The organism is Melissospora conviva (assembly GCF_049523535.1).
Classification (GTDB): Bacteria; Actinomycetota; Actinomycetes; order Mycobacteriales; family Micromonosporaceae; genus Melissospora; species Melissospora conviva.
Map to the genome: position 1 here is coordinate 391,392 of NZ_JBLLDT010000001.1, position 24,133 is coordinate 415,524.

The window sequence follows — 24,133 nt, forward strand, 5'->3', positions numbered from 1 at the left end:
GCCGGTGTACCCATCGTGGTGAAATATCTGGCATCCTCGATCTGTGACCGTTACATCGACGGTCCCGGTTTCATATGGTGTAGACCCCGGCGGCGGAGGTGGTTGTGCGCGACCCCCTGGCGGAACCTTCGGATCTCATCCGGAGCGTCTCGCGTGCGCTGCGGGTGCTCGAATCGGTCGGCCGCGCCCCGCGCGGCCTGACGGTCAAGCAGATCGCCCGCCGCTGCGACCTGACCGTGGCGACCACCTACCACCTGGTCCGCACCCTGGCGTACGAGGGCTACGTGATCCGCCGCGAGGACGGCACGTACGTCGTCGGCATGGAGGTCGCCGACCGGTACCGGGAACTCGTCGCCGCCTTCCGTGGGCCGCCGGCTGTCGGTGAGGCGCTGCGCCGGGCGGCGCTGGAGAGCGGCTACAGCCACTACCTGGGCCGTTTCGTCGGCGGTCAGGTCGCGATCACCTCGGTCTCCGAGGGCCTGCGCTCACCGTACGTCGAGGATCTGGTGCCCGGCTTCGACGAGGGCGCGCACGCCACGGCGCTGGGCAAGGCGCTGCTGGCCACGCTCGGCGCCGAGCAGCGGTTCCGCTATCTGCGGGACTTCGGGATGCGGCCGTTCACCCCGGCGACGCTGACCTCGATCGAGGCGCTGGAGGCGGACCTGGCCGCCGGTGAGCGGCGCGGCATGCACGTGGAGCTGGGACAGTTCCGGGCCGGCGTCGCCTGCGCGGCGGTGCTGGTCGCCCCGGAGAAGGAGTTGGAGCGCCGGGTCGTGGTGGCCTGCGCGCTGCCGGCCGGCGAGATGATGAACTCCGCCCGGCTGGTCCGGGCGAAGCTGCTCGCGGTCGCCCGGGGCGTCGCCGACGGCCTCGTCGCCGACGCCTGAGGCCGGGCACGACACCGCGGCCGGAGACGTCGGCGACGGCCGAGGCTCACGCCGGCGCGCCGGCCGGTGCGGACTCCTCCCGGCGCGCCGCCCGGCTGCGCCGGGTCGTCCGGAACGCATCGACGGTGAAGACGAGCAACGCCAGCCAGACCAGGGTGAAGCCGGCCAGCCGGGCCGGCGGCATCGGTTCGTGGTAGATCAGCACCCCGCAGCCGAGCTGCAGGATCGGCGTCATGTACTGCAGGATCCCGAGGCTGGTCATCGGCAGCCGGTTCGCCGCCCCGGCGAAGAGCAGCAACGGAATCGCGGTGGCCGCGCCCGCCGCCACCAGCAGCAGGGTGTGCCCGGTCGAGATCTGCCCGAAGGTCGACTCCGCGCGCCAGGCCAGCCAGCCGAGATAGCCCAACGCCGGCAGGGCGAGCACCGCCGACTCGATGAAGAGCGCCTGTGCGGCCGGCAGCCCGAGCCGCTTCTTGATGAAGCCGTACCCGGCGAAGCTGAACGCCAGCACCAGCGCCAGATACGGCAGGTGGCCGTAGTCGACGGTGAGCACCGCGACGGCCAGCCCGCCGAGGCCGACCGCGGCCCACTGCGCGACCCGCAGCCGCTCGCGCAGCACCACCACTCCGAGTACGACGGTGACCAGCGGATTGATGAAGTACCCCAGCGCGGTCTCCACCACCCGGTCGGCGTTCACGCCGTAGATGTAGGTGCCCCAGTTGACGCCGATCAGCAGGGCGGCGAAGCAGATCCCCGCCAGCACCCGCGGCCGGCGCAGCAGTTCCCGCAGGAACCGCCAGTTGCGGGCGACGGCCAGCAGCAGCGCCACGAAGAGCACCGACCAGAGCACCCGGTGGGCGAGGATCTCCACCGGCCCGGACGGCCGTAGCGCCTTGAGGTAGATGGGGAAGAAACCCCAGATCAGGTACGCGCCGAAGCCGTACAGGTAGCCGAGGCGGAGCGTACTCATCGGTACAGGTTCACCGCCTTCGCGCCGCGGATGTCACGGGGGCGATCCCCGGTGGCGATTGTCACCCCGGCTGTCCGCAAAGTCCCGAGTTTGCCGAGGAGCAAATCCGTAGGCTCGGTTGGCATCGCTCGGCCGTCGCTCTTCCGCCGGGGACGCCACCACCGCCACCTTCAGCCCCGGAGACACCATGGCGTACGCCAGCAAGACCACCTCGGCCGAGACAGCCCCGACCACACCGGCCGAACGCCACGCCGGACTGGCGATCTTCGTCATCGCCGCAGCCCAGCTCATGGTTGTCCTCGACGGCACCATCGTGAACATCGCCCTGCCCAGCATCCAGCGCGACTTCACCATCGCCCCCTCGGCGCTGACCTGGGTCATCACCTCGTACGCGCTCGCCTTCGGCGGTCTGCTGCTGCTCGGCGGCCGGGCCGGCGACATCTTCGGCCGCCGCCGGATGTTCCGCATCGGCCTGGTGGTCTTCACCATCGCCTCACTGCTCGGCGGGCTCGCCCCGAACGTCGAACTGCTGATCGCCGCCCGGGTGCTCCAGGGCGTCGGCGGGGCGATCATCGCCCCCACCGCGCTGTCGCTGATCGCCACCACCTTCGCCGAAGGGCCGGCCCGCAGCCGCGCGCTCGGCGTCTACGCCGCGATGGCCGGCATCGGCTCCACCGTCGGACTGCTCCTCGGCGGCCTGCTCACCGACGCGCTGAACTGGCGCTGGGTCATGTTCGTCAACATCCCGATCGGCATCGGCGTGCTGCTCGGCACCCGGATCCTCGCCGAGGGCACCGGCGGCCGGGGCCGGCTCGACGTGCCCGGCGCGATCACCGGCACCGCCGGTCTGGTCAGCCTGGTGTACGCCATCACCCGTGGCGGGGAAGCCGGCTTCGGGGACCGGGTCACGCTCGGCTGCTTCGCCGTCGCCGCGGTGCTGCTCGCGCTCTTCCTGGTCATCCAGGCCCGCAGCACCCACCCGATGCTGCCGCTGAAGCTGCTGCGCGACCGCAACCGCGCCGCCACCTACACCACCATCCTCTTCGTCGGCTCGGCGATGTTCGCCTCCTTCTACTTCCTGACCCTCTACATGCAGCAGGTGCTGGACTTCGGCCCGATGCGCGCCGGCCTGGCCTACCTGCCGTACAGCGCCGGCATGATGGTCTCGGCCGGCATCCTCGGGCCGCGTCTGGTCGCCCGCTTCCCCAGTCGCGTGATCGTCGCCGGGGCGATGCTGCTCGGCACCATCGGCATGTTCTGGTTCAGCCGGCTCACGCCGGACTCGTCGTACACGCTGCACCTGATGCCGGCGATGTTCCTGACCGCGCTCGGGCTCGGCGGTGCCTTCCTGCCGCTGACGCTGAGCGCCGTCGCCGGGGTGGCGCGCGAGGACTCCGGGATCGCCTCGGCGATCCTCAACACCGCCCAGCAGATCGGTGGCGCCCTCGGCCTGTCGGTGCTGGCGACCATCTCGACCACCGCCGCGAACAACGCGCTCCCCGACGCCGGCCAGGTCTTCTTCGCCGCCCGCGCGGCCGGCGACCCGGGGCTGCTGGCCCGGGCCGCCGACGCCCTCACCCAGGGCTACAGCGCCGCCTTCATCGGCGGCTGCGCCCTGCTGCTCGTCGCCCTCGTGGTCGCGCTGGCAGGGCTCAACGCCAAGCGCCGGCCCGCCCCCGCCGAGGAGGAGGAGCCGGCCCCCGTCGCGTGAGGCGGGTCACCACGGGAACTTCCCCGCCGGCCAGGGCGACCAAGGATTGTCACCTGCCCTGCCGTGTGGAGGATTCATGTCGTACAGCTTGCGGCGGCGCCGCGTCCCGATGGCCGTGACGGCGGCTGCTGCCGCGCTGCTGCTCGGCCTGGCCGGCTGCGGCTCGTCGGACTCCCCGGCAACGGCCGACCCGAGCACGAGCGCCGCCCCGGGCACCGAGCAGGCCGGCGGCGACGCCGCGAGCGTGCTCACCGTGCACGACCCCTGGGTGAAGGCAGCCGAGGGTGGGATGACCGCCGCCTTCGGGGCGTTGACCAACAGCGGTGACGTCCCGGTGACCGTGGTGAGCGCCAGCACCGACATCTCCCCGGTGGAGCTGCACGGCACCAGCGCCGGCCACGACGGCGCGATGTCGATGTCGCAGAAGGAGGGCGGCTTCGTCATCGAACCCAACAACGGACTCGCCCTCGAACCGGGCGGCGACCACCTGATGCTGATGGCGCTGAGCAGGCCGATCCGCGCCGGCGAGGAGATCGTCATCACGCTGACCCTCGCCGACGGGCGGACCGTCGAGTTCACCGCTGTCGCAAAGCCGTTCGCCGGGGCGCAGGAGAGCTACGCCCCGAGCCACGGGTGAGCGCTGACCGGCCGGCGGTGAGCCGCCGCCGGCTGCTCACCGGCGGTGCCCTCGTCGCCGGCGGCGCGCTCGCCGCCGGCAGCGCCGTCGCGGCCGCCACCGGCGGCCGGCCCGGCGCCGGGCCGGTTCCCGTCGCCCAGTACGGCACCGACGTCGAGCCCTTCCACGGCGAGCGGCAGGCCGGCGTCGCCACCATCGCCCAGGCGTACGCGTCGTTCGTGGCGTTCACGCTGCGGCCCGGCGCCGACCGGGAGACGCTGGCGCGGATGCTGCGTCTGCTCAGCGACGACGCGGCCCGGCTGACCCGCGGCGAGCCGGCGCTCGCCGACACCGAGGCGGAGCTGGCGCTGCTGCCGGCCCGGCTGACCGTGACCTTCGGCTTCGGCCCGGGGTTCTACACCGCGGCCGGGCGTGACGACCGGCGCCCGGAGTCGGTGGCGCCGCTGCCCGCGTTCGCGATCGACCGGTTGGAACCGGCCTGGTCGGGCGGGGACCTGCTGCTGCAGATCTGCGCCGACGACGCGATGACCGTCGCCCACGCCCAGCGGGTCCTGGTCAAGGACGCCCGCCCCTTCGCCACCGTGCGCTGGGTGCAGCAGGGTTTCCGCCGGGGGCGCGGCATCACCGACCCCACGCAGACCCAGCACAACCTCTTCGGCCAGCTCGACGGCACGGCCAACCCGGCCGCCGGCACCCCGGCCTTCGACACCGCCGTCTGGCGGACCGAGCCCGAACCCTGGCTGTACGGCAGCACCACCCTGGTGCTGCGGCGCATCCGGATGGACCTGGAGGGGTGGGACCTGCTGGGGCGCACCGAACGGGAGCTGGTCGTCGGACGGCGGCTCGACACCGGCGCGCCGCTGACCGGCACGAGCGAACACGACGAGCCGGACTTCGCCGCCCGGCACGCCAACGGGCTGACCGTCATCCCCGACTTCGCGCACCTGACCCGGGCCCGGGTCGGCGAGGACAACCAGAAGATCCTGCGCCGCACCTACAACTACGACGCCGCCCCCGCCGCCGACGGGACCGCCGACAGCGGGCTGATCTTCGCCTCGTACCAGGCGGACATCGCCCGGCAGTTCCTGCCGATCCAGCAGCGCCTGGCCGAGGCGGACCTGCTCAACGAGTGGACAGTGCCGATCGGCTCCGCGGTCTTCGCCATCGCGCCCGGTTGCCGAACCGGCGACTGGATCGGCCGGCAACTGCTCGAATAGTCACCGGTGGCAGGTGCTGCCGCTGTCGTTCGTTCCGGGCCGCACCGGTCCCGGCTGGTGTCCGTCACTGATCCGGAAGGCTCCGCCATGACCGCCGTACCGTCCTCGCTCCCCGCCAGCGGGCGGGCCGTCGCCGGCCGCGCCGCCCGGCTCGTCGCGGCCGCCCTCGCCGCCGCGCTGCTGCTGGTGGCGCCCGCGGCTCCGGCCTGGGCACACAACTCGCTGAAGTCCGCCACCCCGGCCGCCGGCACGACGCTGACCGGCGCGCCGCAGGAGGTGGTGCTGGAGTTCATGTCGAGCCTCAACCCGCAGTACACGACGGTGACGGTCACCGGCCCGGACCAGCAGCAGGTCGGCACCGCGCCGGAGGTGGCGGGAGCGCGGGCCACGGTGGCGCTCGGCGACACCCTGACCAACGGGGCCTACACCGTCGCGTACCGGGTCGTCTCCAGCGACGGGCATCCGGTGCAGGGCTCGTACGCCTTCACCCTGGCCGTCCCCGGGGCCGCTGCGCCGCCGGCCACCTCGGCGCAGCCGACGACGGCGCCGACGCCGGAAGCGGAGCTGACGGCCGACTCGACCGGCGTCAGCGGCGTGACGATCGCCGCCATCGTGATCGCCCTGCTGCTGCTCGCCTCGGCCATCGTCTTCTTCTGGATCCGCAGCCGCCGCACCCCCTGACGGGCGCGTCGGCGGCGCTGGTGTCAGCTCCTGCTGCCGACCGCGCGAGGGCTTGCCGGGGTGACAGAGCGGTACCGCGGCGGGGCCGGGTGGGCGTACGCTCCGCCGGTCGGCGACGACCCGGGGGGAGCGTGTGACATGTCCGTTCAGGTGCGACCGGCCACCAGCGCCGACGACGCGGCGCTGGTGGTGCTGGACCGGACCTCGTGGAGTACCGAGTCGGGATTCCCGTCGGTCTTCGCCAGGGAGCAGGCGGCCTTCTTCTCCGATCGCAATCCGCCCGGGTCGTTCCTGGTCGCCGAGTTGGACGGCGTGCTCGTCGGCTACGTGAAGGTGGAGTTGAAGTACCCGCCGTTGCCGGAGGCGGCCCATGTCTTCGGCATTCGCGGGCTGGTGGTGGCGCGGCGGGCCCGCCGGGCCGGCGTCGCCTCGGCGCTGCTGGTCGCCGCGGAGGATTACGCCCGGTCGCGGGGCGGCCGCAAACTCAGCCTGAACGTCCTCGGCGGCAACGTCACCGCCCAGCGTCTCTACGCCCGGCACGGGTACGTCCTCGAGGGCCGCCACCGGGCGGAGTTCGTCATCGACGGCGGGTACGTGGACGACCTGACGTTGGCGAAGGAGATCGCCCCGCTCGGCTGATCGTCAACTTATGGTTGACGGCACGGGACCGTCAACCTATGGTTGACGCATGACGAATCCACAGCTGAATCCCCAGGTCCGACTCGACGACCTGATCGAAGGGATCAAGAAAACCCACCCCGACAGCCTCGACCAGCTCGCGGGCGCCGTGCTCGTCGCGGACTACCTCGGCGACATCGCCGACCACCTGATCGGCCACTTCGTCGACCAGGCCCGCCGCTCCGGTGCCTCCTGGACCGAGATCGGCCGCAGCATGGGAGTCAGCAAGCAGGCCGCCCAGAAGCGCTTCGTCGCCAAGCCGGGCGAGCAGCCCGACCTGGATCCCCGGGAGGGATTCCAGCGGTTCACGCCCCGGGCCCGCAACGTGGTGGTGGCCGCCCAGGAGGAGGCCCGCACAGCCGGCAACCCGCAGATCGGCGTACCGCACCTGATCCTCGGGCTGCTCGCCGAACCCGACGGGCTCGCCGCCCACCTCGTCGCCGAGCAGCAGGTGACGCTCGCCGACATCCGCGCCGCCGCCACTGCCGCGCTGCCCGCCGCCGCCGACGAGGTGCCCGCCCTGATCCCGTACGACGCCCCGGCCAAGAAGGCGCTGGAGCTGACCTTCCGCGAGGCGCTGCGGCTGGGACACAACTACATCGGCACCGAGCACGTCCTGCTGGCGCTGCTGGAATTCGAACAGGGCGACGGAGTGCTGACCGGCCTGGGGCTGGACAAGGCCAGGGCCGAGAGCCGGCTCACGCAACTGCTGGCCGAGATCTCCGTCGCGCCGGACTGACACCTTCGGCATAGAGGGCGACGAGTTCATCCATGGGATCCATGCTAGAGCGCCCGGTCGCCGTACGGCCCGCGCCGCCGGGCGGCGTGGGGTGACCACCCTCAACGGAGCCCGGGCCGGCCCGGCGGTAACCGTCGCGAGACGGCGGACGGGCCGGCCCGGTGCAGCCGGATGATCAGTCGCGGTCGAGGATGGCGCCGAGGATCCAGGTGACAACGCTGACGAAGAGCGCGCCGAGCACCGCCGGCCAGAAACCGTCCACGTGGAACGGCAGGTCGAGCCGCTCGCCGATCCAACTGGTCAGCATCAGCAGCAGACCGTTGACGACCAGCGCGATCAGACCGAGCGTGAGCAGATAGAGCCCACAGCCGACGAACTTGATGATCGGCTGCAGGACGGCGTTGACGAGACCGAAGATGATCGCGATGCCGATGACCGTCACGACGGTCTCACCGGTCGTCTGCGCACTCAGGTCGATGCCGGGGATGATGAGGGTGGCCAGCCAGAACGCCACCGCGGTCGAGCCGAGCCGGATCAGTAGACCTTTGAGAAAACCCATGGCGGGATGCTCCCATGATCGGCGACAGCGGAAAACCCGCCGCCGCCGCACCGAACCCGCTAGGCCTGCACCGCCGGGCGGTAGACCGTCCCCGCCGACGCCCGTCCCGTCACCGTCGGGGCGGGACGGGTCGGCGCCCCGACAAGCTGCGTCTCGATCGGGGTGATGGTGAGCATCGCCCAGCGCAGCGTCCGCCGGTTCACCACCGCGACCATGTCCGGGCGCATCCTGGTCAGCCACTCCGCCGCCTCGCCGAGCCCGAGCGCCGCCCCGGCCAGCGACGCCTCATCCGCCCGCAGCGGCTGCAGCAGCACCACATCGGCCCGGGAGAGGCCGTCGCTGTCGGCGTGGGTCAGCTGCTCCCGCACCACCAGGGTCGCCTGCCATCCCGGGCCGGTCCCCGGCCCGACCGGGCCCTGGTTGTTCTCGGCCGGTCCGCAGTCACTGACGATCAGCGTCGGCTGCCACGACGTGCCGTCGACCTCGCCCAGCTGACGGCCCGGCGGCACCATCGGGATCACCTGGCCGGGCATGGTCGCCCCCCGGATGAAGGGCTCCCAGGCGTGCGGCCGGTAGGTCTGGACCAGCACCCGCGCACCGAGCGCCATCGCCCGCAGGGCCATCAACTGCGCCGCGCGCACACCACCGACGAGCGTCATCCGCGTCGGCTCCGGACGGAACAGCCGCAGCGTCATCGGTGCGCCCTGCCGGTTGCGCCCCACCATCAGACCGGTCAGGCCGAGCGGCAGCGCCAGCCGGTTCACGTCGGCGGCGGCGAGCGTCAGGTTCTGGCCCCCGCCGCCCAGGGGGAGGGTGGCGGCGAGTCCGTCGAGCTGCTCGCCGTCGATCCGGCGTACCTCGGTGCCCTCGGCCTTGGCGGCCTGCCGCAGTGCCTGCGCGGCGAGGTTCAGCTCCGCCGCGGCCGGGGCGGCCAGCCGTACGGTCATGCCGATCGGCAGCATCTCGTCCCTGCCGGTGCCCCACGGGCCGGCGCTGATCGCGACAGTGGTCGTGGTCGCCGGCAACGCCAGGAACCGGGCCACCAGGCGGGCGTCCTGCCCGGCCTCGCTGCCCGGCCAGCGGCGCAGCCGGAAGACCGCCTGCGCCTGCCCGCCGACCCGCAGCGCCTGCCAGGACTCCTGGACCGGCTCGCTCTCGCCGTGCAGGGCCAGTTCGGCCAGCACCCGGGTCGCCGCCGCGTCGCCGAGGAGCTGGGCCGGCGTCTCGTCCAGCCGCCGCCGGACCTTGCGCACCGCGCTGGAGAGCGCGCGCCGCAGGTCCTCGGTCGACCACCCTTCGGTACGCGAGACGCGCACCGCCAGCAGCACCCGAGCCTGGGCGAGCAGCCGCCCGTCGGTGAGCTGGCGGTACGAGGTGCCGGCCGGGCCGTTGCCGGTGGCGAGCACCGGCGCGGGGGCGGCGGTGAGCAGCAGCTGGAGCCGGATCGGCGGGTTCTCGGGGTTGGCCGGCGGCAGCAGGGTGGCCAGCGGCGGCAGGTTCTGCGCCTGTTCACCGAGGAGCCCGGCGCGGTCGCCGACCTCCAGCACGGCGGTCAGGCCGTACCCGTCGCTGATCATCGCGGCGTTCTCGCCCGCCAGCTCCGCGGCGACCGTGGTCGTCCCGGGGCAGACCAGCTCGGCGAAGGCGGCCGGCGGCGCGCCCGCCGGCAGCGCCTTGCGCCGGGTCGCGTACCGCAGGCCGACGCCGGCCCACTCGAAGAGCCAGCGCTTGCGTACCGGGGCCCAGGTCAGCGCCAGCAGCAGGACCGCGACGACGGCGCCCACCACGATGCCGACGACGCCCTGGGTCGCCGCAGCCACGGCCACCAGCGCGGCGACCTGGGTCGCGACCACCTGGCCGACCCGCAGGCCGCCCGTCGAGGAGTCCTGTCTCGATCCCGACCGCGGGCGGTCGCCCAACGTCATCGTCACGCCTTGCCTCCCCTTGGCCGACTCGGAGCGCCCCCCGCAGTCATTCAGCGCCGCCTATCGTATGGGCCGGACCGGACGGAGAGGGACCCGATGTCGTCGCGGCAGGACCAACTGCACTCGTACCAGTTCATGATCCAGCGGGTGGTCGCCGCTCTCGTGCTCCGTGACACCGACCCGGCCCGCTCACCGATGCGGCGGCTGGCCGGTACGGCGCTCGCAAGTGTACTGATCGCCGCGATCGGCGTGGGAGCGATGGCCGTCTACGGCGCGCTGACCGGCAGCGGCCGTAGCGACTGGCGGGAAGCCGGCGGCGTGATCGTCGAAAAGGAGACCGGAGCCCGCTACGTCTATCGCGACGGCACGCTCCATCCGGTACGCAACTACACCTCCGGTCTGCTGCTGGTGCAGGGCGGCGGTGCGACGGTGCCGGTCTCCCGCTCGGCGCTGGCCGGGGTGCCCCGCGGCGGGCCGCTGGGCATCACCGACGCGCCGGACTCGCTGCCCGCGCCCGGGCAGCTCGCCGGCGCGCCCTGGACTGTCTGCTCCACGGCGTCGGAGGGCGCACCGCCGCGCTCGGCGCTGCTGGTCGGCCGGGCGCCCGAGGGCGGACGCGTCCTCGGCGACGACGCGATCCTGGCCCGGCACCCCGACGGGGGTCTGCACCTGATCTGGCACCAGCGCCGCTACCTGCTCCGGGACGCCGCCGTCGCCCTGGCGGCGCTGGCGGCGACCCCGTCCCAGGCGGTCCCGGTGGCCCCGGCGCTGCTGAACGCGCTGCCGGCCGGCGCCGACCTGGGCCGGATCACGATCGAGGGGGCCGGCCGGCCCTCGCCCCACCTGTCGGGCGCGCGGGTCGGCGACGTCTTCGTCGCCACGGTTCCCGGCGGCGGCCGGCAGTACGCGGTGGCGGTGCGGACCGGGCTGGCCCCGATCACCGAACTTCAGGCCAGCCTGCTGCTCAGCGGCGGCACGAACCGGCAGGTAACGGCGGCGGAGATCGCCCAGGGACAGCTCGTGGCCCTCCAGGTGCCCGACCTGGTGCCCGGCGGCCCGACCGCGCCGCCGCCGGGCAAGCCGCAGCTGGTCGCGGTGGCGGCCGACACGATCTGCGGCGTCATCACCGACGACAGCGGGGTCGGGCAGGTGCGCTACGGCGTGGCGCCGGTGGAGACCGGCGGCGGCCGGCCCGGCGGTGGCGCCGAACTCGTCGACCACATCGCGATCGCGCCGGGACAGGGCGCCGTGGTGGAGGCGGTCGCCGCGCCCGGCGCCGCCGGTGGTGGCCTGATGGTCGTGACCGACCTGGGCGCGCGGCATGCGGTCGCCGACCGGCAGGTGCTCGACTGGCTCGGGTACGCGGGCGTGGCTCCGACGCGGATCCCGGCCGCGGTGGTCGCGCTGGTGCCCGCCGGGGTGCCGCTCGACCCGGCCGCCGCGGAGCAGCCCGCGCAATCCTGACGAAGCCCGTTGTCCACAGGCGACGTGGACGGGGTGGCGCCTGCGTGATCACTGCCGATACGGTCGGTGACGAATTGACGTAGGCGAGTGTCCTCGGCGCGTACGCCCCCGGCCGGGGCGAGCGCGCCGGTGATCCTCCGAATCAGGAACGAGGTGACCACGGGTGGCCAGAACCCAGGCGGAAGCCGCGGTGATGCAGCAGACCGCCGCGAAGTTCGAGCAGGTCAACGAGACGTTGCAGTCGACGCTCAGCGGCTTGCTGCGCGAGCTGGAGGTGCTGCAGAGCGCCTGGCAGGGCGCCGGCGGGCGCTCCTTCGCGCAGGTCAAGCAGCAGTGGGCCCAGGACCAGGCGGCGATCCAGCGCAACCTGCAGGCGACCGCCGAGGCGATCCGCTCCGCCGGCGGCCAGTACACCGCCTCCGACACCGCCGCGGCCGACCGGATGGCCCGGACCAACCGCGGCGGCATCAACCTGCCGCTCTGACCGGCCCACCAGGAGGAGATCGCAATGAACGACGGCACGCTCGTCATCAACTTCGGCGCCCTGCAGCAGGCCGGCGCCGACATCCAGAAAGCGCTCAACACGATGGACTCCCAGCTGCGCCAGCTGGAGCAGGACGCCGCCCCGCTGGTGGCGACCTGGGAGGGCGAGGCTCAGCAGGCCTACGCCCAGCGCCAGGCGAAGTGGCAGGCCGCCTCGGAAAACCTCAAGGCGATGCTGCGCGACATCAAGCTCGCCATGGACGAGTCCTCCGCCGAATACCTGGCGACCGAGCGTCGCAACACCCAGCTCTTCCAGTAAAAGCGGTCAGGGCCGGGCGGCGCCGGCCCGCCAGCGCCGCCGCCGGCCGCGGGGGAGCACCACCGCCGCCAGCAGCAGGGTTGCTGCCACACCGCCACCCACCGCCGCCACCCGCCAGGACCGGTCAGTGGCCGCCGCGCGTCGCACCTGCGCGGCGGCCACCGCCGTATCGGCGACGGACGCAACCGGGTCAGGCTGCGCCGCCGGCCGCACCTGCGCGGTCTCGGTGACGGCCCGGTACGGGTTCAGCACCCCGGCGCCGTAGCCGTCGCGCGGGGCACCCGGAGCCGGATCGGCGGTCCCGATGATCCGTGCGGCCACCTCGGCCGCGGTCAGCCCCGGGTGGTACTGCCGCACCAGCGCCGCCGTGGCGGCGACGAAGGGAGCCGCGAAGCTCGTGCCCGAGTCGACCCGGTGCCCGCCACCCGGCGCCGTGGCGTGCACTTCGACGCCGGGCGCGACCACGTCGACGTACGGCCCGGCCTGTGAGAACGAGGCCCGCGCTCCGGTCTCGTCGATCGCCCCGACACCGATCACCCCGTCGTACGCCGCCGGGTACGGCGTCGGGGCGCCCTCCTGCTGCCGGTTGCCGGCGACCGCCACGACCACCACGTCCCGGGAGTGCGCGTACGCGATTGCCGCGCGGACCGCCGGCTCGTCGCGGTGCAGGACCAGCGAGAGGTTCAGCACCCCGGCGTCGCTGTCGACCGCCCAGCGGATCGCCCGCGCCAAGCCGGCCGGGTCGACCCGCCGGCCCGGGGTGTCCCCGTCGACTTCGCGCTGCTCGCTGACCCGTACCGGCAGGATCCGGGCTTGCGGTGCGAGGCCGGTGAAGCCCGTGCCGGGCGCCGTTGCCGCGGCGATGATGCCGGCCACAGCGGTGCCGTGCCCGACGCAGTCGGTGCTCCCGTCGCCGCCGTCGAGGAGGTCAGCCCCGGCCAGGACCCGGCCGCGCAGCTGCGGATGGCCGCGGTCGACCCCGGAGTCCAGTACTGCCACGACCACGCCGTCGCCGGTGGCCAGCGGCGCGATCCGCTGGGGCGCGTACCGTTGCTGGGGCCAGGGCGTGCCGGGGAATGGTGCCGCCGCGGGAGGGGCATCGGCGCAGGCCGGGGCCCGGAGCGCGGCCGCGGCGGGGACGGCGCCGGCGATCGGGGTGGCGAGCGCCGTGCTCGCGAGCAGGGCGGTCCCCAGCAGTCGGATCCGGCGGCAGGGCATCGACGTCCTCCGTGGTGTGGCGGGCTCCGGAGCGGATGCTAGCGCCGGTACGCCATCCGTCAACCGGCACACCTGGCCTGCGATTGTGATCATGCGTCAACCTTGTAGGTTGTACGCGACAGCTGTATCTGCTCGCCGGGTGAGGAGGTGGCCGTGACCGCATGGGAGCCGGCCACCTCGGTCGAAGTTGCGCTGCGTGACGCCTTGCGGGCGCAGGATCAGGATCTCTACTTCCGGGTGCTCTCCCGCGCCGACCTGCTGCTGCCTGTCGCCGCGCCCCCGGTGCCCGGCGCCACCGGGGCCGGCTGGGGGACCTGGGTCACCGGCGGCCGTACCCACGTGCTCGCCTTCACCTCGCCCGCCGCGCTCGCCGCCTGCCTCGGCCAGGCCGCCGGCAACACCCGCTGGTCCTCCTACGCGGAGCTGGCCGGCGACTGGCCCGATCCGCAGTGGTGGCTCGCGGTCAACCCCGGCCTGCCGATCGAGGGATACCTCCCGGCCTGGTTCGTCCAGCAGCTCGTGCGCGGTGAGAGCAAGGTCCCCGGGCGCACGCTCGGCGCCCGTTCCCGGCTGGAGCGGGTCGAGCAGATGGCCCGGGTTCGCGCCAACGCCGGCCCGGGCGGCCGTGAATCGGGCAGCCGGGAACGGTCGAGCGCCGCCGAGCCCACCGCCACGCCCGCGGCCGACACCCCCGCCGCACCGCCGGTCGTCATCGACCCGCGCACCGGCCTGCCCCGCCGGTCCGCCGCCGCGGGCACCGAAGCCGGACCTTTCCGGTACGGCCAGACCCCGCCCCGCCCGGCGACCGCGCAGCCCGCCCCAGCGACCGAGCAGCCCGCTCCGGCGGACGCGCCGCAGCAGCCCGTCGCCTCCGCTGCGGTCTTCTGGCCCGACCTCGCCCCGCCGGCCGCCGTACCGCCGCCCCGCGTCGCCGCACCTGCGCCGCCGCCCCCGGCTGCCGCACCCGTGCCGCCGCCTCCGGCTGCGACCCAGGTGCCGCCGGCCGCTGCCGAGGAGCGCGTGCCGCGCCTGGCGGGCGCCTTCCGGCCACGCGGCACCGACCCGGCGGCCCAGGCCCGGTCCTTCGCCGCGCCGCAGGCCACGCCGAACCGGCCCAGCTCCGAGGAGACCGGCTGGCTCGACGCATCCCGCGACCGCAACCCCGTGCCGCCGTCGGACTCGCCGCGGGTCGCCGGCTTCTTCGACCGGGTGGCCCCGGCCGCCGACGGTGGACCCGAGCCGGTGCGCGAAGCGCCTGCACCTGCCCCGGCCGAGCCGTTGCCGCCGACCCCGACCCCGACCCCGCCGGCCCCGCCGCAGCGCGGTGTCCGGCCCGCGCTGGGAACGTCGCCGGAACCGGACGAACCGGAGCTGCTGGTCAACGATCTCGCCGTGGTGCCGCCCTTCGCCTCCACGCCGGCCGAACCCCGCCCGATCGTCATCGACGGGACCTTCGTCGAACAGCCGCTGCCGAGCACCGCCGGTCCCCAGTGGTACGAGCCGCTGCCGCCGGTCGTGCCGTCGTACGTGCACGCCGAGCCGCAGTCCGCCGAGACGCCCACCACGAGCCCGGCGGCACCCGGGCCCGCGCCGACCCCAGCCTGGGCAGCCGAGCCGCCGGTGGACGAGGCGCCGGCGGTGGAGCCCACGGTGACCTCTGCCTGGGCAGCCGAGCCGTCGGTGGACGCGGCGCCGGCGGAGAGCCCCGCCTGGGCCGCCGAGTCCCCGGTGGATGTCGCACCCGAGGTGGAACCGGCAACTGCCGCCGAGCAGACCCCGGCCGCGTCGGCCGGTGGGCCGGTGCTGACCGGGGCCGGGCTCCCGTTGCCCGAGGGCTTCAGCCCCGCCAACAGCGTCGAGGAGGATCTGCTCGCCGCGGTGCAGGACGGCAGCACCGACACGTTCTGCTCGACGCTGCTGCTGGCGCGGGTGCTGCTGCCCCTGCGGCCGGGCTCCGCGGTCGGCGCCCTGCCCGGTGAGGACGGCTTCATCTGGCCGACCGAGGAGCTCGACGGCGGCCCGGCGGTGGTCGTCTACACCTCGGTGGAACGCCTCGCCGACCACCGGTTGCTGACGATCGAGACGGTGCCGGTCAAGTTCGTGCAGCTCATCCGGAACTGGGCCGACCAGAGCTGGTCCTTCGTTGTCAACCCCGGCACCCCGATCGGCGCGACGCTGCCGGGAGCGCAGGTCGTCACCCTCGCAGGCTGGGCCGCCGAGGTGGGGCTCGGCGCCGAGGCCGACCCCGAACCGGCGCCCGTTGCGGTCCCGGTGCCGGCCGCCGCGTCCGGGTACGACAGCACCGACGACCCGGCCCGGCCGCTGATGCAGAAGGTGATCGCCCCCAGCCAGCTCGGCTACTACCTCGAGCGCGGCTACGACCGGGTCGGTGGTTTCGTGCACCGCACCGCGGAGGTCGCCCACCTGAACACCCCGGCCAAGCTCTACCACGCGTTGGGCCTCAACCATCCCGGCTCGCCCTTCTCCCCGGACGCGACGGAGGTCTACGTCCTGCGCTGGCGTGCCTACCGCCCCAGCCTCTACCGGATCCCGTACGGCGGTCAGGGCGAGGCGGCGATGAGGGCGATGGAGGGCTGGGTCATCGAACGCCCGCCGTTCCGGGGCAACGGCTTCGCTCCCGGCGAGGGGAGCGAGGTGGTGGCCGAGTTCAAGGTGGACAGTGCCCGGCTGCCCCACGGGGCGCGGCTGCTGCGCATCGACGCCGACGGCACCGAGCGCGGCGTCGCCACCTTCGACGCCGACCGGCTCCTCTGGCAACAGGACGGGCAACCGTGATCTACGACGGCTACCTGGCCCGCTGGCGTGACGCGGACTATCCGGCCAGCCCGGACGGCGACGACGTGCGCCTCTACCGCGACAACCCGGCCGAAGGCTTCACCGAGGTCGCGCCGCAGCGGTACGTGCGAGTGGTCCCGGCCGCCGAGGTCGGCGCCATCGTCTACGTCCGCACCGCCTGCACCTGGCAGGGGCAGCCCTTCGTGGTCCTCGCCGAACACGGTGACTGGCTGCGGCTGGAGTACACCGGCGGACGCTGGCCGGTGGCCGAGGCGCTCGGGCTGGAGGTCTTCGAGTACGGCGTCTACCAGGGCTGGGCGCCGGCCGCCGAGGTCGCCGACCTGCGCCAGGTCCGAGTCTGAACACCCCGCGCCGGCCCTGAGATCTGAGCGTGCGGCACTGGCCCGAGTCCTGAGCCGCCCCTGCGCCGGGGTTGAACGCCGCTCACCGCCCCCAAGGGCTGCGCACCCGGCGACCGCCTCAGGACTTCGCCCAGCGCAGCACCTCGCCGAGCACCACGTCCGGGGCCTCCAGATGCGGGAAGTGCCCCACCCCGTCGAGGAGCCGCCACTCGTACGGGGCGATGACGTACCGGCCGGAGCCCTGCGCGGTCCGCGGCAGGACCGCGGTGTCGCACTCGCCGTGCAGTTGCAGGGTGGGCGTGACCAGCGGCTGCTGCATCAGCCGCACGAACCGGTAGCCGTGCAACCGCAGCACCGAACGGAACGCCCAGCGATAGCCCTCCAGCGCGCAGAAGGCCGCCTGCGGGATCCGCAGCGCCTCCCGGCAGTGCTGCGCGTACGCCTCGAAGTCGTCGGTGCCGGCCCACCGCGGCCCGGCCCAGCGCCGCAGGAGTTCGCCGACGGCGGCGCTGCCGTCGCGGGTCAGCACATGCTCGTAGCGCGGCACCTGGAACTTCAGGGCCGGGGTGGAGGCGGTGAACTGCCCGCGCGGATCGGCGAAGAGCGCCGCGCGCAGCCGCAGCGGGTGCGGGGCGCCCAGCACCACGAGCCGCCGTACCAGTGAGGGGTGGAAGGTGGCGGCAGCCCAGCCGATCATGCCGCCGAGGCCGGTGCCGACGATTGTCGCCGACCGTTCACCGAGGCTGCGGATCAGTCCGGCGACGTCGGCGGCGAGGGTGTAGCCGTCGTACCCGCGGGGTGGCTTGTCGCTGGCGCCGTAGCCGCGCAGGTCGACGGCGACCGCCCGGAAGCCGGCCTCGGCGACCGCCGGGAGCAGTTCGTGCCAGGCCCACCAGTACTCCGGGAAGCCGTGCAGGAAGAGCACCATCGGCCCGGTGCCGGCCTCCACGACGTGGAAGCGGCTGCCGTTGGCGCCGACAAATCGGTGCGTCCACGGCCCCGGGGTCAGGACGACCGACTCGTCCACGATGCGGCCACGCTGCTCGCTCATGTTGCACAGCGTAGGGGGCGCTGTCCGGCCCGGTGTCGTGCGGCGCTGGCGGCGGTGGTGGCGCGGGGCTGCTCAGCCGACGTTGGCGAACTTCACCAGCCGTACGTGCCGGCCCGGACCGCAGTAGATGCGCAGCGGATTCGGCTCGACCAGCGCCCGGATGCGGGTGCCCTCGACCAGGGTCCAGCCCTGATCGCTGTAGAGCGCGTACGCCTCGCCGTCGTCGGTGACCAGGCCGTAGCAGGGGCCGGTGCCGCCCGTGGTGACAGTGCCGCCGACCCAGCCCGGGCTGGTGACGTCGGTGGGGTTCTTGGGCGGGCTGCTCGGCCGGGGCAGGCCCGGCGGTGGGGTGGTGGAGGGCGGCCGGCCCGCGGAGGAGACCGGGCCGTTGCCGGGGCCGGCCACCGACGGGGCAGGAGCCGGGCCGGACGTGCCCGGGGTGGCGGCGGCCGGCGGGGAGTCCTCGCGCACGATGCTTCCCCTCTCCTGGGTGGCGCAGCCGCTGCCGAGGGCAACCAGCAGCGCGCCGGTCACGGCGGCCAGCAGGTACCGCCGTCGACTGGGCGCCCTGCCGGCGGCACCGGCCCGCACGAGTGTTCCCGTCATGCCGGTTGGACGCGGCGCCACCGTCATCGGTTCCCGGGGCGGACGCGCCGGTGCCCCGGGTGTGAACACCCGGGGCACCGGATCATGCGATCGCCTCGTCCGTGATCAGAAGATCCGGACCTTGATCGAGGTGCCCTTCTCCTCCAGTACGCGGATCTTGACGCCGGCCGCGGGGAGCTTGACCCCGTGGTTCGGCAGTTCCTCGTAGAAGTACTTCTTGGTGTCGTCGAAGAGCGGCTGCGCGTCCTGACCGCGGATGTACTGCGGCTTGCCGTTGATGTGCAGGGTGAACGAGTCCGCCTTGCGCAGGCTGAACGGAGCGTCGTACACCTGCACCCGGGCGCGCCACGGGTTGCCGGTCAGGTTGTAGATCGGCCGCGGCCGCGAGTCGATGTAGAGGTTGCGGCCCTGGCCCGGGTGGGCGTTGGTGTTGTTGTCGGCCTGCGACGTGTCCCAGTAGGAGATCAGCAGACCCTCCTGGTACGCGTAGTGGTCCACCCAGTCCGGCTTGTTGGTGCCCTGGTAGCCGAAGAAGTACGGGCCGGTCTTGAGGTACTTGTCGTAGCTGACGTACGACCGGTGGCCCGCGATGTAGTAGTGGTCGTACAGATCGGTGGCGCTGGCGCCGACGACCGAGAACCCGTCGAGGGCCCAGTCGGTGGTGCCCTCCGCGCCGTCGGTGAAGAGGGTCGCGCCGTCCGCGGTGACGGTGATGTCGTCGCCGAAGAAGCCCGGCTCGGTCAGTCCGCCGTCGGTGCGGTAGTGGAACCGGAAGAGCACCGGAGCGCCCGCGTACGCGTCGAGCGACACGTTCAGGTCGGCCCAGCCGTCGGTGTAGCCGTCGATGGCCGGGGTGCCGCTGCCGTCCCGGCTGAACGGCTCGCCGTTGACCGTGCCGTCCAGCGCCGTCCAGCTCTGCCCGCCGTTGGCCGACGCCTCCAGGTAGAGGTAGTCGTAGTCCTCCTCGATGGCGTAACGCGCCTTCATCGACAGCGCCGCCGAGGACTTGCCGGTCAGGTCGAAGGTGCGGGTCATCGTGGTGTCCAGGTCGTCACCGCTGCCCGAGAAGTACTGCGCCTGCCCGGCGTACGGCTCGCCGAGGTCGACGGTGACCTCCTTCTGCGGCAGCACCACCACCACACCCTGCGGTTTGGCGCTGTTGTACTCCTGTGGGCCGAGGGTCATGGTCCGCCGCTGTCCGGCGACCACCACCTCGTAGTCCAGCCAGCCGAGCATCAGCTTGTTCCACGCGCCCAGGTCGCCCGGCCGGGTGCCGATGCCCTGGTCGTTCTTGCCGGAGAGACGGCTCTGCGCCATCAGGCTCCAGTGCTCGACGCTGTTGTCGCCGCCGCCGGAGGTGTCGTAGTCGTCCGGCAGGCCCAGGTCGTGGGCGTACTCGTGCACGAAGACGCTCAGACCGCCGTTCTCCGGCTGCATCGTGTAGTCGCCGATCCAGAAGCCGGTGTTGCCGATCTGGGTGCCGCCGAGCGGGTTGTTCCCCGGGCCGGTGCGGCCGATGTCGGAGGAGAAGGCGTACCAGCGGTGGCTCCAGATGGCGTCCTCGCCCTGCCACGGGTCACCGTCGGCCTGGTCGCCGCCGGCGTGCACGATCTGGAAGTGGTCGATGTAACCGTCGGACTCGTTGAAGTTGCCGTCGCCGTCGAAGTCGTACCGGTCCCACTGGTCCATCGCCTGCAGGTCCGTGGCGATCTGCGCGTCCGTACGGCCCTGGGCCTTCTGGTCGGCGACCCACTGGTTGGCGGCGTCGCTGACGAGCTCCCAGACGTTGCTGCAGACGCTGCCGCCGCAGGGGTAGCCGTTCGAGCGGCCGTAGCGCGCCTCGTTGTACTTGACCTTCACCCAGTCGGTGACGGTGCCGTCGACGCTGTACCGGCCGGAGGACTGGGTCTCGAAGTAGGTCTTGACCGACTCGACGCCCTCGCCCTCACCGAAGTAGAGCTGGCGGTAGTGCTCGGCCGAGTAGTCGGCCTGCCAGACCGTGGAGTTGTCGACCCGCCGGTCCGGGGCGGGAATCTCGTTGCGCAGCGGTCCGTCGAAACGGGCCGGTCCTTCGGTGTTCGGGTCGGTGTCCTGGTCCGGGTAGTCCGGGTGCCGGTCGTTGCCGAACTCGGCCAGGATCACGAAAATCTGGTCGGTCGCCTCCCGGCCCAGCTCCACGTACTGGTCCTGGGTCTTGGTGGCGCCGGACTTGCGCTTGCCGCCCTGGCCCTTGCCCGGGGAGTGGCCGGTGGTCTTGCCGACCTTGGCGACCGTGCTCTTGCCGCGCTTCTGGGCGGTCAGGTCGCCGTTGACGACCGCGCTGACCGCCTGCTCCCGCAGCTCGCGCCGCTTCTCCTCCAACGGGTTGGGGAGATCGTGAACGGCGACCGCCTCGGGGGCGTCGGCCTGGGGTGTGCCTGCCGTAGGGGCCGCGACGACGGCGGGGGCCAGTGAAACCCCGACTCCCGTCGCGAGCGACACGGTGAGCAGCCCCACCATGAGTTTGCGCACCTCTGGGTACCTCCGGTTCGAGGGTTGCCGGAGTCGCCCGTTCGAGACGGGCGCGACTTCGGCCGTCCGGATAGAAGAGGCCGAATAGTGGTATCGGCCAATGTGAACCTAGGCACTCCTGCCCCGGTTGGGAAGATGTGGCGGTCGATTCATTGCAGAAATCTGCGCCCGGAGCGCTCCGGCGTCACAACTGCGGCCGGCGTGCGCCCGGCGAGGGCGGCGGCACGCGAAGGGGGCGGCGCCGGTCGGCACCGCCCCCAGGTCGTACTCGCGCCGTCAGTCCTCGTCGGACTTGCCGCCGCCCATCCCGGAGGCGATCAGATCCATCACCGAGGAGTCCTGCAGCGTCGTGACGTCCCCGAGGGTGCGGTGCTCCGCGACGTCCCGCAGCAGCCGCCGCATGATCTTGCCCGAGCGGGTCTTCGGCAACTCCGGCACCAGCATGATCTGCCGCGGCTTGGCGATCGGCCCGAGCGTACGGGCCACGTGGTCGCGCAGTTCGCTGATGAGCGCCTCGCCCGCCGCGCCGTCGGTGTCGACCGTCCCGCGTGGAATGGTGAACGCCACGATCGCCTGTCCGGTGGTCGGATCGGTCGCGCCGACCACCGCCGCCTCGGCGACCGAGGGGTGCGACACCAGCGCCGACTCGACCTCGGTGGTGGAGATGTTGTGCCCGGAGACCAGCATGACGTCGTCGACCCGGCCGAGCAGCCAGATGTGGCCGTCGGCGTCCTTCTTCGCGCCGTCGCCGGCGAAGTACATCCCCTCGAACCGCGACCAGTACGTGTCCACGAAGCGGGCGTCGTCACCCCAGATGGTGCGCAGCATCGACGGCCACGGCTCCCGCAGCACCAGGTAGCCGCCGCCGCCGTTGGGCACCGACTGCCCCTGGTCGTCCACCACGTCGGCGACGATTCCCGGCAGCGGCGTCATGGCGCTGCCCGGCTTGGCGGCGGTGACCCCCGGCAGCGGCGAGATCATCATCGACCCGGTCTCGGTCTGCCACCAGGTGTCGACAACCGGCAGCGCACCGTGCCCGACGTGCTCCCGGTACCACATCCAGGCCTCCGGGTTGATCGGCTCGCCGACGCTGCCGAGCAGCCGCAGCGACGACAGGTCGTAGCCGGCCGGGATGTCGTCGCCCCACTTCATCATGGTGCGGATCAGCGTGGGCGCGGTGTAGAGGATCGACACCTGGTACTTGTCGACGATCTCCCAGAAGCGGCCCTTGTGCGGGGTGTCCGGGGTGCCCTCGTACATGACCTGGGTGGCGCCGTTGGCGAGCGGGCCGTACACGATGTACGAGTGCCCGGTCACCCAGCCGATGTCGGCCGTGCACCAGTAGACGTCGGTGGCCGGCTTCAGGTCGAAGACAGCGTGCGCCGTGTACGCCGTCTGGGTCAGGTAACCACCGCTGGTGTGCAGGATCCCCTTCGGCTTCGCCGTCGTGCCGCTGGTGTAGAGGATGAAGAGCGGGTGCTCGGCGTCGAAGGGCTGCGCGGTGTGCTCCGGCGAGGCGGTCTCCACCGTCTCGTGCCACCAGTGGTCGGTCCCGGCGAAGGAGACGTCCTGGCCGGTACGGCGCACCACCAGCACGTGCTCCACCGACGGCGAGCGCTTCACCGCCTCGTCGACCGTCGGCTTGAGGGCCGAGGGCTTGCCCCGGCGGTAGCCGCCGTCGGCGGTGATCACGACCTTGGCGCTGGCGTCGGCGATCCGGCTGGCGAGCGCGTCGGCGGAGAAGCCGCCGAAGACGACGCTGTGGGTGGCGCCGATGCGGGCGCAGGCCAGCATCGCCACCGCCGCCTCCGGGATCATCGGCAGGTAGATCGCGACCCGGTCGCCGGCGGTGACGCCGAGATCGGTCAGCGCGTTCGCGGCCTGGCAGGTGAGCCGGTGCAGGTCGGCGTAGGTGAGCGTGCGGGTGTCACCGGGCTCGCCCTCCCAGTGGATCGCGACCCGGTCGCCGAGGCCCGCCTCGACGTGCCGGTCCAGGCAGTTGTACGCGACGTTGAGCCGGCCGCCGACGAACCACTTCGCGAAGGGCGCGCCCGACCAGTCGAGCACCTGGTCCCACTCCGTGGCCCAGTCCAGCCGCCGCGCCTGCTGCTCCCAGAACGCGAGGCGGTCCGCGGCGGCGGCGTCGTACGCCTCGGCGGTGACGTTGGCGTTCGCGGCGAACTCGGCGGGTGGCGGGAACTCGCGGGTCTCCCGCAGCAGGTTTTCGAACGCCTCACTCATACCGCGGCCTCCCGGTGGTGGCTGATCATGGCAACTCCTCGTATCCGCACGTGATCTGCGTCTCGTTACCTGGGCCAGAGGTTAACCGGGGTGCCGCGGCCTGGCGACCGTGGCGTCGCGCCGTACGCGCCGAGCGGCCGTTGCGGCGCGCTCACCGGCCGCGGTGTCGCCGGTCGCGGATCGGACGGCTGCCGCCCGCCGCGCCCCGGCGGCTCGCTAGCGTGACAGGCGTGACCACGGATCCGCTCGCCCCGTTGCTCAAACTCGCAGACATCGCCGCCGCCGTCGAGGCGGCCCGCGACCAGGTCGACCAGGCGCTGCGCCACCGCGCGCTGCGCCGCAACGGCGGGCAGGTCGCCGCCGAGGTCGGGCTGCGCAGCGCGATCGCCAGCGCCGCCCTCGAGGGAGCGGCGTACGAGCGGGAGGCCGTCCGGGCCGGCACCGTCACCGACCCCGTCGTGCAGGGGGCGCTGCGGGTGGCCGGGGCGCTGCCGGGGCTGAGCGACCTCTGGCCGAAGGCGCCCCGGCAGGCGCTGGCGCGGTTGCACGTGCTCGCCGCCCGCGACGTCGTACCCGCCGCGGAGCTGGGGCGGCCGGTCACCGATCCGCTCGTCGCGGCCCGGCTGGAGACCCTCGCCGGTCTGGTCGCCGGCGGGTCCGCGACCTCGCCGCTGGTGCTCGCGGCCGTCGTGCACGGCGAACTGCTGGCGCTGCGTCCCTTCGCCGGGCCGTCGGCGGTGGTCGCGCGGGCGGCGGCCCGGCTCACCCTGCTCTCCTCCGGGCTGGACCCGCGGGGCCTGGTCGGCGTGGACATCGGCCACCTGGAGCGCCAGCCCGAGTACGTCGGCGCGGCCCGGGCGTTCGCCACCGGCACCCCGGACGGCATCCGTTCCTGGCTGCGCCACTACACGGCGGCGGTCGAGGTCGCCGCCGCCCAGCTCGTCGAGATCGGCGACGAGGTCCTCGCCGGGGTGTGACCGCTTCGGGCCGGCGCCGCGTGCACCGGTCGTGCCGGCGCGGACAGTCGATGGTCGCGCCGGCACGGGCCGGTCAGGCGGTCGCGGTGACGCGGGCCGGT

General features: G+C 73.3%; 21 protein-coding genes. 13 read left to right on the plus strand and 8 right to left on the minus strand.

Going from position 1 to position 24,133, the window contains the following annotated elements; all coding sequences use genetic code 11:
• Window positions 1-104 precede the first annotated feature (104 nt).
• Window positions 105-887, plus strand: coding sequence for an IclR family transcriptional regulator (locus tag ACK8GG_RS01950; protein ID WP_440354317.1), 783 nt, complete (start codon window positions 105-107; stop codon window positions 885-887).
• A 46-nt stretch (window positions 888-933) separates the two neighbouring features.
• Here the strand turns inward: ACK8GG_RS01950 and rarD are convergent, their stop codons facing one another.
• On the minus strand, window positions 934-1,857 hold the full coding sequence (gene rarD / locus ACK8GG_RS01955) for an EamA family transporter RarD (protein WP_440355381.1): 924 nt from the start codon (window positions 1,855-1,857) through the stop codon (window positions 934-936).
• 118 nt (window positions 1,858-1,975) lie between these two features.
• Between rarD and ACK8GG_RS01960 the strand changes: the two genes are divergently transcribed.
• From ACK8GG_RS01960 to ACK8GG_RS01985, 6 genes are all read left to right on the plus strand, one after another.
• The gene (locus ACK8GG_RS01960; RefSeq protein ID WP_440355382.1) at window positions 1,976-3,568 is read left to right on the plus strand and encodes an MFS transporter; all 1,593 of its coding nucleotides are present in this window, start codon (window positions 1,976-1,978) and stop codon (window positions 3,566-3,568) included.
• Window positions 3,569-3,644: 76 nt separating this feature from the next.
• Window positions 3,645-4,205 (plus strand): copper chaperone PCu(A)C, encoded by a 561-nt coding sequence (locus ACK8GG_RS01965; protein WP_440354314.1) that lies wholly within the window; start codon window positions 3,645-3,647, stop codon window positions 4,203-4,205.
• 17 nt (window positions 4,206-4,222) lie between these two features.
• Window positions 4,223-5,422 carry a Dyp-type peroxidase gene (locus ACK8GG_RS01970; protein ID WP_440354448.1) on the plus strand — a complete coding sequence of 400 codons (1,200 nt, stop codon included), beginning with the start codon at window positions 4,223-4,225 and terminating at the stop codon, window positions 5,420-5,422.
• Between the two features lie 87 nt (window positions 5,423-5,509).
• The gene (locus ACK8GG_RS01975) at window positions 5,510-6,103 is read left to right on the plus strand and encodes a copper resistance CopC family protein (RefSeq protein WP_440354313.1); all 594 of its coding nucleotides are present in this window, start codon (window positions 5,510-5,512) and stop codon (window positions 6,101-6,103) included.
• A gap of 138 nt (window positions 6,104-6,241) precedes the next feature.
• The gene (locus tag ACK8GG_RS01980) at window positions 6,242-6,742 is read left to right on the plus strand and encodes a GNAT family N-acetyltransferase (RefSeq protein WP_440354312.1); all 501 of its coding nucleotides are present in this window, start codon (window positions 6,242-6,244) and stop codon (window positions 6,740-6,742) included.
• Between the two features lie 49 nt (window positions 6,743-6,791).
• Window positions 6,792-7,520, plus strand: a complete 729-nt coding sequence (locus ACK8GG_RS01985; protein WP_440355383.1) for a Clp protease N-terminal domain-containing protein — start codon at window positions 6,792-6,794, stop codon at window positions 7,518-7,520.
• A 175-nt stretch (window positions 7,521-7,695) separates the two neighbouring features.
• Here ACK8GG_RS01985 and ACK8GG_RS01990 read toward each other — a convergent pair whose 3' ends face one another.
• Together ACK8GG_RS01990 and eccE are read right to left on the minus strand one after the other, a co-directional pair.
• Complete coding sequence (locus ACK8GG_RS01990) at window positions 7,696-8,079, minus strand: phage holin family protein (protein ID WP_440348550.1); 384 nt, start codon at window positions 8,077-8,079, stop codon at window positions 7,696-7,698.
• A 59-nt stretch (window positions 8,080-8,138) separates the two neighbouring features.
• Complete coding sequence (gene eccE / locus ACK8GG_RS01995) at window positions 8,139-10,004, minus strand: type VII secretion protein EccE (RefSeq protein WP_440355674.1); 1,866 nt, start codon at window positions 10,002-10,004, stop codon at window positions 8,139-8,141.
• A 96-nt stretch (window positions 10,005-10,100) separates the two neighbouring features.
• On the opposite strand from eccE, the gene eccB reads away from it, so the two are divergent.
• The 3 genes from eccB (at window position 10,101) to ACK8GG_RS02010 (ending at window position 12,270) form a co-directional block, all read left to right on the plus strand.
• Complete coding sequence (gene eccB, locus ACK8GG_RS02000) at window positions 10,101-11,468, plus strand: type VII secretion protein EccB (protein ID WP_440355384.1); 1,368 nt, start codon at window positions 10,101-10,103, stop codon at window positions 11,466-11,468.
• 163 nt (window positions 11,469-11,631) lie between these two features.
• Window positions 11,632-11,952, plus strand: a complete 321-nt coding sequence (locus ACK8GG_RS02005) for a WXG100 family type VII secretion target (RefSeq protein ID WP_440348548.1) — start codon at window positions 11,632-11,634, stop codon at window positions 11,950-11,952.
• A 24-nt stretch (window positions 11,953-11,976) separates the two neighbouring features.
• Window positions 11,977-12,270, plus strand: coding sequence for a WXG100 family type VII secretion target (locus ACK8GG_RS02010; RefSeq protein ID WP_440348547.1), 294 nt, complete (start codon window positions 11,977-11,979; stop codon window positions 12,268-12,270).
• A gap of 6 nt (window positions 12,271-12,276) precedes the next feature.
• Here the strand turns inward: ACK8GG_RS02010 and mycP are convergent, their stop codons facing one another.
• Window positions 12,277-13,488 carry a type VII secretion-associated serine protease mycosin gene (gene mycP, locus ACK8GG_RS02015; RefSeq protein WP_440355385.1) on the minus strand — a complete coding sequence of 404 codons (1,212 nt, stop codon included), beginning with the start codon at window positions 13,486-13,488 and terminating at the stop codon, window positions 12,277-12,279.
• Between the two features lie 153 nt (window positions 13,489-13,641).
• Here mycP and ACK8GG_RS02020 point away from each other — a divergent pair, with 153 nt between their 5' ends.
• Both ACK8GG_RS02020 and ACK8GG_RS02025 read left to right on the plus strand, forming a co-directional pair.
• Window positions 13,642-16,284 (plus strand): SseB family protein, encoded by a 2,643-nt coding sequence (locus ACK8GG_RS02020; protein ID WP_440355386.1) that lies wholly within the window; start codon window positions 13,642-13,644, stop codon window positions 16,282-16,284.
• Window positions 16,281-16,646 carry a UCP033725 family protein gene (locus ACK8GG_RS02025; protein ID WP_440354307.1) on the plus strand — a complete coding sequence of 122 codons (366 nt, stop codon included), beginning with the start codon at window positions 16,281-16,283 and terminating at the stop codon, window positions 16,644-16,646. Before ACK8GG_RS02020 ends, ACK8GG_RS02025 begins: the two co-directional genes overlap by 4 nt.
• Before the next feature lie 118 nt (window positions 16,647-16,764).
• On the opposite strand, the gene ACK8GG_RS02030 is transcribed toward ACK8GG_RS02025, so the two are convergent.
• The 4 genes from ACK8GG_RS02030 to acs all read right to left on the minus strand — a co-directional run bounded on the left by ACK8GG_RS02030 (window position 16,765) and on the right by acs (window position 23,055).
• Complete coding sequence (locus tag ACK8GG_RS02030; RefSeq protein ID WP_440348543.1) at window positions 16,765-17,697, minus strand: alpha/beta fold hydrolase; 933 nt, start codon at window positions 17,695-17,697, stop codon at window positions 16,765-16,767.
• 72 nt (window positions 17,698-17,769) lie between these two features.
• Entirely contained in the window at window positions 17,770-18,303 is a 534-nt protein-coding gene (locus ACK8GG_RS02035) for a hypothetical protein (RefSeq protein ID WP_440354306.1), read from the minus strand.
• A gap of 105 nt (window positions 18,304-18,408) precedes the next feature.
• On the minus strand, window positions 18,409-20,799 hold the full coding sequence (locus ACK8GG_RS02040; protein WP_440355675.1) for an immune inhibitor A domain-containing protein: 2,391 nt from the start codon (window positions 20,797-20,799) through the stop codon (window positions 18,409-18,411).
• A gap of 291 nt (window positions 20,800-21,090) precedes the next feature.
• Window positions 21,091-23,055 carry an acetate--CoA ligase gene (gene acs, locus ACK8GG_RS02045; protein WP_440354305.1) on the minus strand — a complete coding sequence of 655 codons (1,965 nt, stop codon included), beginning with the start codon at window positions 23,053-23,055 and terminating at the stop codon, window positions 21,091-21,093.
• A gap of 230 nt (window positions 23,056-23,285) precedes the next feature.
• Here acs and ACK8GG_RS02050 point away from each other — a divergent pair, with 230 nt between their 5' ends.
• The gene (locus ACK8GG_RS02050; RefSeq protein ID WP_440355387.1) at window positions 23,286-24,032 is read left to right on the plus strand and encodes a Fic family protein; all 747 of its coding nucleotides are present in this window, start codon (window positions 23,286-23,288) and stop codon (window positions 24,030-24,032) included.
• Window positions 24,033-24,133: the final 101 nt, after the last annotated feature.

What these genes read in the sequence shown, in the direction of transcription:
- eccB (WP_440355384.1), top strand. Translation starts at nt 10,101, where the DNA reads ATGTCGTCGCGGCAGGACCAACTGCACTCGTACCAGTTCATGATCCAG.
- eccE (WP_440355674.1), bottom strand. Translation starts at nt 10,004, where the DNA reads ATGACGTTGGGCGACCGCCCGCGGTCGGGATCGAGACAGGACTCCTCG.
- ACK8GG_RS01990 (WP_440348550.1), bottom strand. Translation starts at nt 8,079, where the DNA reads ATGGGTTTTCTCAAAGGTCTACTGATCCGGCTCGGCTCGACCGCGGTG.
- ACK8GG_RS01965 (WP_440354314.1), top strand. Translation starts at nt 3,645, where the DNA reads ATGTCGTACAGCTTGCGGCGGCGCCGCGTCCCGATGGCCGTGACGGCG.
- ACK8GG_RS01975 (WP_440354313.1), top strand. Translation starts at nt 5,510, where the DNA reads ATGACCGCCGTACCGTCCTCGCTCCCCGCCAGCGGGCGGGCCGTCGCC.
- ACK8GG_RS02030 (WP_440348543.1), bottom strand. Translation starts at nt 17,697, where the DNA reads ATGAGCGAGCAGCGTGGCCGCATCGTGGACGAGTCGGTCGTCCTGACC.
- ACK8GG_RS02010 (WP_440348547.1), top strand. Translation starts at nt 11,977, where the DNA reads ATGAACGACGGCACGCTCGTCATCAACTTCGGCGCCCTGCAGCAGGCC.
- ACK8GG_RS01980 (WP_440354312.1), top strand. Translation starts at nt 6,242, where the DNA reads ATGTCCGTTCAGGTGCGACCGGCCACCAGCGCCGACGACGCGGCGCTG.
- rarD (WP_440355381.1), bottom strand. Translation starts at nt 1,857, where the DNA reads ATGAGTACGCTCCGCCTCGGCTACCTGTACGGCTTCGGCGCGTACCTG.
- ACK8GG_RS02035 (WP_440354306.1), bottom strand. Translation starts at nt 18,303, where the DNA reads ATGACGGGAACACTCGTGCGGGCCGGTGCCGCCGGCAGGGCGCCCAGT.
- ACK8GG_RS01985 (WP_440355383.1), top strand. Translation starts at nt 6,792, where the DNA reads ATGACGAATCCACAGCTGAATCCCCAGGTCCGACTCGACGACCTGATC.
- acs (WP_440354305.1), bottom strand. Translation starts at nt 23,055, where the DNA reads ATGAGTGAGGCGTTCGAAAACCTGCTGCGGGAGACCCGCGAGTTCCCG.
- mycP (WP_440355385.1), bottom strand. Translation starts at nt 13,488, where the DNA reads ATGCCCTGCCGCCGGATCCGACTGCTGGGGACCGCCCTGCTCGCGAGC.